General features: G+C 42.2%; 7 protein-coding genes. 4 read left to right on the top strand and 3 right to left on the bottom strand.

Going from position 1 to position 8145, the window contains the following annotated elements; all coding sequences use genetic code 11:
- Window positions 1-109 precede the first annotated feature (109 nt).
- Together FTU91_RS08705 and rnhB are read left to right on the top strand one after the other, a co-directional pair.
- Entirely contained in the window at window positions 110-511 is a 402-nt protein-coding gene (locus FTU91_RS08705; RefSeq protein WP_180081826.1) for a hypothetical protein, read from the top strand.
- Between the two features lie 71 nt (window positions 512-582).
- Window positions 583-1161 (top strand): ribonuclease HII, encoded by a 579-nt coding sequence (gene rnhB, locus FTU91_RS08700; RefSeq protein WP_180081824.1) that lies wholly within the window; start codon window positions 583-585, stop codon window positions 1159-1161.
- Between the two features lie 60 nt (window positions 1162-1221).
- On the opposite strand, the gene csrA is transcribed toward rnhB, so the two are convergent.
- The 3 genes from csrA to alaS all read right to left on the bottom strand — a co-directional run bounded on the left by csrA (window position 1222) and on the right by alaS (window position 5774).
- On the bottom strand, window positions 1222-1485 hold the full coding sequence (csrA, locus tag FTU91_RS08695) for a carbon storage regulator CsrA (RefSeq protein WP_067723263.1): 264 nt from the start codon (window positions 1483-1485) through the stop codon (window positions 1222-1224).
- A 248-nt stretch (window positions 1486-1733) separates the two neighbouring features.
- Window positions 1734-3014, bottom strand: a complete 1281-nt coding sequence (locus tag FTU91_RS08690; protein WP_180041824.1) for an aspartate kinase — start codon at window positions 3012-3014, stop codon at window positions 1734-1736.
- Between the two features lie 66 nt (window positions 3015-3080).
- Window positions 3081-5774 carry an alanine--tRNA ligase gene (alaS, locus tag FTU91_RS08685; protein ID WP_180081822.1) on the bottom strand — a complete coding sequence of 898 codons (2694 nt, stop codon included), beginning with the start codon at window positions 5772-5774 and terminating at the stop codon, window positions 3081-3083.
- A gap of 431 nt (window positions 5775-6205) precedes the next feature.
- On the opposite strand from alaS, the gene FTU91_RS08680 reads away from it, so the two are divergent.
- Window positions 6206-7234: a type I glyceraldehyde-3-phosphate dehydrogenase gene (locus tag FTU91_RS08680; protein ID WP_180081820.1), complete on the top strand. Its 1029-nt coding sequence runs from the start codon at window positions 6206-6208 to the stop codon at window positions 7232-7234.
- Between the two features lie 378 nt (window positions 7235-7612).
- Window positions 7613-7930 (top strand): hypothetical protein, encoded by a 318-nt coding sequence (locus FTU91_RS08675; protein ID WP_086195599.1) that lies wholly within the window; start codon window positions 7613-7615, stop codon window positions 7928-7930.
- Window positions 7931-8145 lie beyond the last annotated feature (215 nt).

Here is an 8145-nt window from a genome sequence, read left to right as displayed (position 1 = left end):
GTTCAAATGGCTATTCTACGTTTGATTGGTTTTGGAAAAAAAGAAGAATTTAAGAAAGTGCTAGCAATTTTAAGAAAGAAAAAGCCTGATAGGACAAGGATCCTATGAAATTTGTCGTGTACAGAGGAAAAAAATAATTGCGGTGCTTGTACCTCTCACTTTGGCTTTAACTGCCTGTGTAGCAACGAATACTACAACTGGCACAATGCCGGCTACACAATCGGCAACTCAACAACTCGGTATGGCTGCAATTAAAATTGCAATTAATGCCAAATGTACCACCGAGTTGAATACTATTCCTGCATGGCAAAATGCAACCAAGTTAATGACTGCAACTCAAAAGCAAAATATTCAGACTGAAATCTGTGGTTGTGTCAGTGAAAAAGCACCACAAAATGTAACGGCAGTCGATTTGGCGACAGCTGCGATTGATCCGGCTGCACGTAATACTATTGTTTCAAATGCAGTGACTAAAACCATTAATGCTTGTGTTGCTGAAGCCATGAACTAATACAGCTTTAATTCATGTTAAAATTAAAGAGGTTGATGTGATTCGGCCTCTTTTTTTGTAGGTAAGTATTGATGAAAATTGCCGGTGTAGATGAAGCGGGGCGTGGCCCCTTGGTAGGTTCGGTGGTAGCGGCAGCAGTTATTTTAGATCCCAATAATCCGATTGAAGGGTTGAATGATTCTAAAAAACTCAGCGAAAAAAAGCGTGAAAAATTATTTGTAGAAATACAAGAGAAAGCCTTGGCTTGGGCGATTGCTGAAGCCAGCCACGAAGAAATAGACCAGATCAATATTCTACAGGCCTCTTTATTGGCTATGCGCCGTGCTGTAGAAGCTTTGCATCTTCAGCCGGAACATGTGCTGGTTGATGGCAATAAAGTCCCGCAAGGCTTAACCATGAGCTGTGATGCGGTGGTTGGTGGGGATGCGCTGCATGCAGAAATTTCAGCGGCCAGTATTTTAGCAAAAGTGACCCGTGACCGGGAGATGGTGGTGCTGGATCGGCAATATCCGCATTTTGGCTTTGCCAAACATAAAGGTTACCCAACCAAAGCCCATTTTGAAGCGATTGCTGAGCATGGCGTGATTGATCAACATCGCCGTAGTTATGCACCGGTTAAAAAGGCATTGGCCTTGCTGGGACAAAAATAAGCAGCAGATAAATTTAAAGCGGCCATATAGCCGCTTTATATTAGAACAACCTTTAACGGTTTAACGATTAAAGTCGTTCTGGGTATTTTGTGGGAAATTATCTTCTTCAAAAGAAGGCTGATAATCCTGATCTAGGTGTTGCAGATGTTCATGCATAGCGCGTTCATGTTGAATTCGTTGGTAGATTTCTTCACGATGAACAGATACTTCTTTTGGAGCATTTACGCCAATACGAACCTGATTACCTTTTACGCCAAGCACAGTTACACTGACTTGATCCCCAATCATTAATGTTTCACCGACACGTCGGGTTAGAATCAGCATGTTTATCTCCTTGCAAAACGCTAAACGTGCAATTGATTTTAAAATTTAAAAAGACACAACCTTAATATTATAGAAATATTATCAAAACAATCTGTCAAGAATTTGACTAAAATAATTCTGTTAATATTTTCAAAATCCTCAGTTACAAATATAACAGAGCCACTATAAAAAAAACTATAGTGGCTCTGTTCTTTTTGTAGTATTTCGCAAATTTTGTTCAACAAGGACTAAATTTGTTACTCTACATATTAAGCGCGTGCGCTTGATTCGCCAGATTCACGGTCTAAACCGAAAGCTGTGTGAAGCGTGCGCACGGCAAGCTCTAAATAATTTTCTTCAATGATGACTGAAATTTTAATTTCCGAAGTTGAGATCATCAAAATGTTAATGCCTTCTTCTGCAAGAGCAGTAAACATTTTGCTTGCTACGCCTGCATGAGAGCGCATACCCACACCTACGATAGAAACTTTTACGATGTCTGAACGGGTCGCAACTTCACGAGCACCAATTTCTTTTGCGGTTTGCTCCAGAATTGCTTTTGCTTTATTGAACTCACCACGGTTGACTGTGAACGTGAAGTCAGTGGTACCGTCTTCTTCCACATTCTGGATGATCATGTCAACTTCGATATTCGCTGCACCAATTGGCGCCAGGATTTTGGATGCAATACCAGGCAGGTCAGGCACGCCCAAGATAGTCAATTTTGCTTCGTCACGGTTAAACGCGATACCAGAGATAATTGGCTGTTCCATGTTGTCTTCCAATTCAGTAGTAATAAGAGTTCCGACGTTGTTTTTGAAGTCTTCGTCAAATGCGCCATCATCGTCGTTATCGAAGCTTGATAATACGCGTAAAGGCACTTGGTATTTGCCGGCAAATTCAACTGAACGGATTTGCAGGACTTTCGAACCAAGTGATGCCATTTCCAGCATTTCTTCAAAAGAAATACGATCAACTTTTTTCGCTTTTGGTGCAACGCGTGGGTCAGTGGTATAAACGCCATCTACGTCTGTATAAATCTGGCATTCATCTGCTTTAAGTGCAGCTGCAAGTGCCACGCCAGAGGTATCTGAACCACCACGACCTAAAGTTGTTGTATTGCCCAATTCATCAAAGCCCTGGAAACCGGCAACCACAAGTACGCGGCCTGCATCTAGGTTTTCAGTTAATACATCAGTATCAATAGATTCAATGCGGGCTTTGTTGAATGCGCTGTCGGTTTTAATGCCAACCTGGCGGCCAGTAAGTGATTTTGCTTCTACTCCAATTGAGTTGAGCGCCATCGCTAACATAGAAATCGTAACCTGTTCACCCGTAGACACCATCTGGTCTAATTCGCGTGGATCAGGGGTTTCGGTAATGGCCTTCGCTAAAGCAAGCAGGCGATTGGTTTCGCCACTCATTGCTGATACCACAACCACAACCTTGTGGCCGTGGTCATGCCAGCGCTTTACACGACGAGCAACATTTAAGATGCGCTCGGGAGTACCCATAGAGGTACCGCCATATTTTTGAACGATTAATGCCATAGTTGTTCCATAAAAGCCATGATCCTGAATTACCTTTTCAGGATCAGTTACACAAAAGGTGAAGTTTTATTTTGCTTCAAGCCAAGCAGTCAAATCTGCCATCACTGTTGCAAACTTCTCGTTAAGTGGCGCGCCACCTTGTGCCAAGTCAGGTTTACCACCACCTTTACCACCGAGCTCGGTTGCCAGGTGTTTGATGATGTCGCCCGCTTTAATAGAAGCAGTAAAGTCTTTTGCTACAGAAGCGAGAAGGCTGACTTTATCACCTTCTACAGCAGCAAGTACAATCACTGCATGATCTAATTTAGATTTTACACCGTCGTGCAGGTTGCGAAGCGATTTCGCATCCATGTTTTGTACAGTAGTAATCAATGTTTGACGACCAGCCACAGTTTGAACTTGGCTTAAAAGTTCAGCTGCCTGGAAGTTCGCCAATTTCTGATTGAGTTGTTCAATCTGCTTTTGCAGACTGGATGCTGTATCTGCCAGCGCTTCAACTTTCTCGATGGTTTGTTCTTTTTGCGCTTTTAACAGACCATTGATGGTGTTGATATCACGGTCGGCTTTTTGAACCACTTCAACCGCTTTTGTGCCAGTCACCGCTTCAATACGACGTACACCTGCCGCTACACCACCTTCAGATGTGATTTTAAACAGACCGATATCACCAGTGCGTTTTACGTGAATACCGCCACATAGTTCGATCGAGAAGTTTTTCTCATCGATAATTGAACCCATGGAAAGTACACGTACTTCGTCACCATATTTTTCACCAAACAGCATCATCGCGCCTTTTTCTTTGGCAGATTCGATGTCAAGAAGTTCAGTTGAAACTGCAGTGTTGGCAATAATTTCACGGTTTACAATGCGTTCAACTTCCTGCAGCTGTTCGAATGAAACAGGTTGGTCATTGGCAAAGTCAAAACGTAAAATGTCAGATGCAACCAATGAACCTTTTTGCTGTACATGTGAACCCAATACTTGGCGAAGGGCAGCATGTAACAGGTGAGTTGCTGAGTGGTTGCGTGACGTTGCTTCACGGATGTCTGCTTTAACAATCGCTTCAACAGATTGAGCGGCTTTTAAGCTACCCATGGTCACAATACCTTGGTGAACGAATGCACCACCCGATTTCTTGGTATCTTGAACTTCGAAAATACCGGTATCGTTTTTGAAGATACCTGTATCACCAATCTGACCGCCGCTTTCTGCATAGAAAGGGGTCTGGTTCAATACGATGAGCGCTTCGTCACCTTCCACAACTTCATCAACCTGTTCGCCATCTTTATAGATTGCAACAATTTGGCCTTGAGCTTGAGTGGCTTCATAACCTTCGAACTGGGTTTCACCTTCAACTTTTACAATACTGTTGTAGTCGATGGCGAATTTACCTGCATCACGTGCACGTTGACGTTGCGCAGCCATCTCTTTTTCAAAGCCAGCTTCATCAATAGTGAGCTCACGTTCACGTGCGATGTCAGCTGTTAGGTCAGTTGGGAAGCCGTAAGTATCATAGAGTTTGAAGACTGTTGCACCTGGAATCACTGAACCTTTCAGTTGAGCTAATTCACCTTCAAGCAATTTCAGACCTTGCTCTAAAGTTTTAGCGAATTGTTCTTCTTCTTTTAAAAGTTGTGCTTCGATACGTGCCTGGTTGGCTGCAAGTTCAGGGTATGCAGCACCCATTGCTTCGATTAATGGCTGGAGCATTTTATGGAAGAATGAGCCGGTTGCACCCAATTTGTTACCGTGACGCACTGCACGACGGATAATACGACGCAGTACATAACCACGGCCTTCGTTAGAAGGATTCACACCATCTGCAATTAGGAAACAGCATGAACGTGCATGGTCAGCAACAACTTTAAGGGAAGCTGGGTAGTCAATGAGTTTGTTTTCTGCTTGTGCTTTGGCTTCAAGTTCAGAAGTATCTAAACCAATGATTTCAGCCGCAGCTTTTAACAAGTGCTGGAACAGGTCAATTTCGTAGTTTGAGTTGACGTGTTGTAAAACTGCGGAAATACGTTCCAAGCCCATACCTGTATCTACAGATGGCGCTGGAAGAGGATGCAGTACGCCATCAGCAGTACGGTTGAACTGCATGAATACGTTGTTCCAGATCTCGATGAAACGGTCGCCATCTTCTTCAGGTGTGCCTGGTAAGCCACCCCAGATGTGGTCGCCATGGTCAAAGAAGATTTCAGAACAAGGACCACAAGGACCGGTATCACCCATTGCCCAGAAGTTATCCGATGCGTATTGACCGCCTTTGTTGTCGCCAATACGGATGATGCGAGATGCATCTAAGCCAATTTCTTTGTTCCAGATATCAAATGCTTCGTCATCTGTATGGTAAACAGTTGCATATAACTTATCTTTAGGAAGACCCAGCCATTTTTCGTTGGTCAAGAAATCCCAGGCAAATTTGATCGCATCACGTTTAAAGTAATCACCAAAAGAGAAGTTACCTAGCATTTCAAAGAAGGTGTGGTGACGTGCAGTGTAGCCCACGTTGTCCAAGTCGTTGTGTTTACCACCGGCACGGACACATTTTTGTGAAGATGTTGCGCGAACATAATCACGTTTTTCAAGACCGAGGAAGCAGTCTTTGAACTGGTTCATCCCAGCGTTGGTGAATAATAATGTTGGGTCGTTGGCAGGAACCAGAGAACTCGACGCGACACGTGTATGCCCTTGCGATTCAAAATAGCTTAAAAAAGCTTCGCGAATTTCAGCTGATGTCATAAAACGAGTACTCACAACCAAGTCACTCCATAAATCTTGTATTTGGCTAATAGCACGTCAAGCAAGTCTTACTTTTATAAAGCTGGCTTGAGATACTGGCTTAAAATTTTAAAACGCTAAAGTATAACGGAAAAAGCCGCATGCACCAATCACTTTAAGGCGAATTAATCACAATTCTATTTAAGCGCTATTAGGTTTCATGCACTGAATTAATCAGCCAAATTCTGCTTTATGCGTAAGATATAAAGTAAGTGAAAAGTGAAGTAAATATTTTAAGGCAATCTGGTCTAAATAAAATTTGCGAAAAAATAAGCTTAAAAGCATCAGGCTGAACCCTTTGTTGCGAGATATTTTATAAATACAGCAGCAGAAATGGTATCGGTATCTGGTTAAAATCCATTAACATAGAGCGGTGTTTACATCTACCCAAGAGTTAAGGATATCTGATGCAACGAGTAGCCATTAATGGTTTCGGGCGAATTGGTCGCAATGTATTACGGGCTTGGTTTGAAAATCCTAAGGATTTTCATTTTGATATCGTGGCGATTAACGATGTTGCAGATGTAGAAACACTGGTGCATTTGTTTAAATATGACACCACACATGGTCGCTTCAAAGGCAAGGTCGAAGTACTTTTACAAGATGAACAGATTTTTTTGCATATTTCTGCAGGTCTGGCGCAATTAAAAGTACAGGTATTTTCACAACAACAACCTGAACACTTGCCCTGGAATAAGTTAAATATTGATGTGGTGCTGGAATGTACCGGGTTATTCCGTTCACGTGCAGCAGCCACAGGACATGTTACTGCAGGGGCGAAGCGGGTCATTATTGGTGCTGCACCCTTTGACACGGTGGATGCCGCCATTGTGTATGGGGTAAACCATCACGAAGTCAAAGCCACGGACCAGATTATTTCCAGTGTATCCTGCACCACACAAGCCTTGGTTCCTTTAGTTAAAATTATTGATGATGCTTTTGGTATTGATACCGCACTGATGACAGAAATTCATGCAGTGACGGCAGATCAGTCTGTGCTGGATCATGCTCATCGAGATTTGCGCCGTGCCCGTGCTTCAGGACACAATATTATTCCGACCACATCTTCAGCTCTTGGGGCCTTAAAACGGGTGATGCCGAAAATGGCAGAGCGTATAGATGGTTATTCCATACGCGTACCGACCATTAATGTGGCAGCGATTGACCTCACTTTTGTTGCGCAGTCGCATGTCACAGCACATAAAATTAATGAAATCCTGATCAAATCGGCACGTCAGGATTATGCGGAAATTATGGATGTTACCGATGAACCTCTGGTTTCATCAGACTTTAACCATTCGCCTTATTCATTGATTGTGGATTTGAGCCAAACTATGGTGGTGGGTCATCAGGCTAAAGTTTTTGCCTGGTATGATAATGAATGGGGTTATGCGAATCGCTTGCTGGACTTGTGTGAATCTTTTACTCATAAATAAAGAACCTTATTTAAAAGATGAGGGTGAGATGAGTTATTGGATGATGCGATTTCCGCAAGTGATCGGATTTCGCAGGGCTTAGTTGTATTAAGTGTGATATGTAGCTCAATTATTATTAATTTGTTTGATTGGTTGGTTGAATCTTGAGTAAATGCCTGGTCTTCAGTAGGATGGATAGACTGTCAGGAAATGCTTTATGGACAGTGGCAGTGGATCATCGACCCAGAAAAATGCTTATAATAAATATTCTCTAGCTAGACAGAGTTAATTTTACAATCACTTTTTAATTGTTATACGAAAATTATAAGTCTTTTTAATTTAATCACCTCGATTCATGATAATAATAAGTCAGGAATCAATAACATGAGCAGTGCATCTATGTTGATATTTATATGGGGATTTATTTTCCTTTTGGCCATAGCAGTGATCTTTTTGATTTGGGCACAATTTACCAACCAAGGCGCTGCACTCAGTGAAATTCAGTTGAATCAACAATTGGAAAAAAAAGTGGTTCATCTGGAAGAAAACCTTAAAAAAACGCTGGAAATTATGCAAGACCTGGCGAAGAAAATGCATATTCAGCAAGAAGTGATTGATAAAACCACGACCAAACTGAACCAGGTGGAATCGCAAAATGCTGAATTGGTTGGACTGCTGGCAAAAACGGTTCACTCAACAGACAAGCCTTCAGTCTAATTTTAAGGTGAGCTTATAGTATTCTCTTAAAGCAGCTGTAGAGCGATCTTTCAGAATATGCGACTAAACCAGCTTTGGAAACGTTGCTATAAAAAGGGCCTGACTCGTCACTGGTTTTTTTGGAAGAATGGCTTTGTACAAATAGCCTGGATTGGCGTTTGCTGTTTTAGCGGATTCCAGTATTTTTTATTTTATAATGGTTGAATTTGCGAGAG

Origin of the sequence: Acinetobacter sp. YH12201 (assembly GCF_013418145.1) — a bacterium.
GTDB lineage: Bacteria > Pseudomonadota > Gammaproteobacteria > Pseudomonadales > Moraxellaceae > Acinetobacter.
This window is presented reverse-complemented; position numbering and strand designations above follow the sequence as displayed.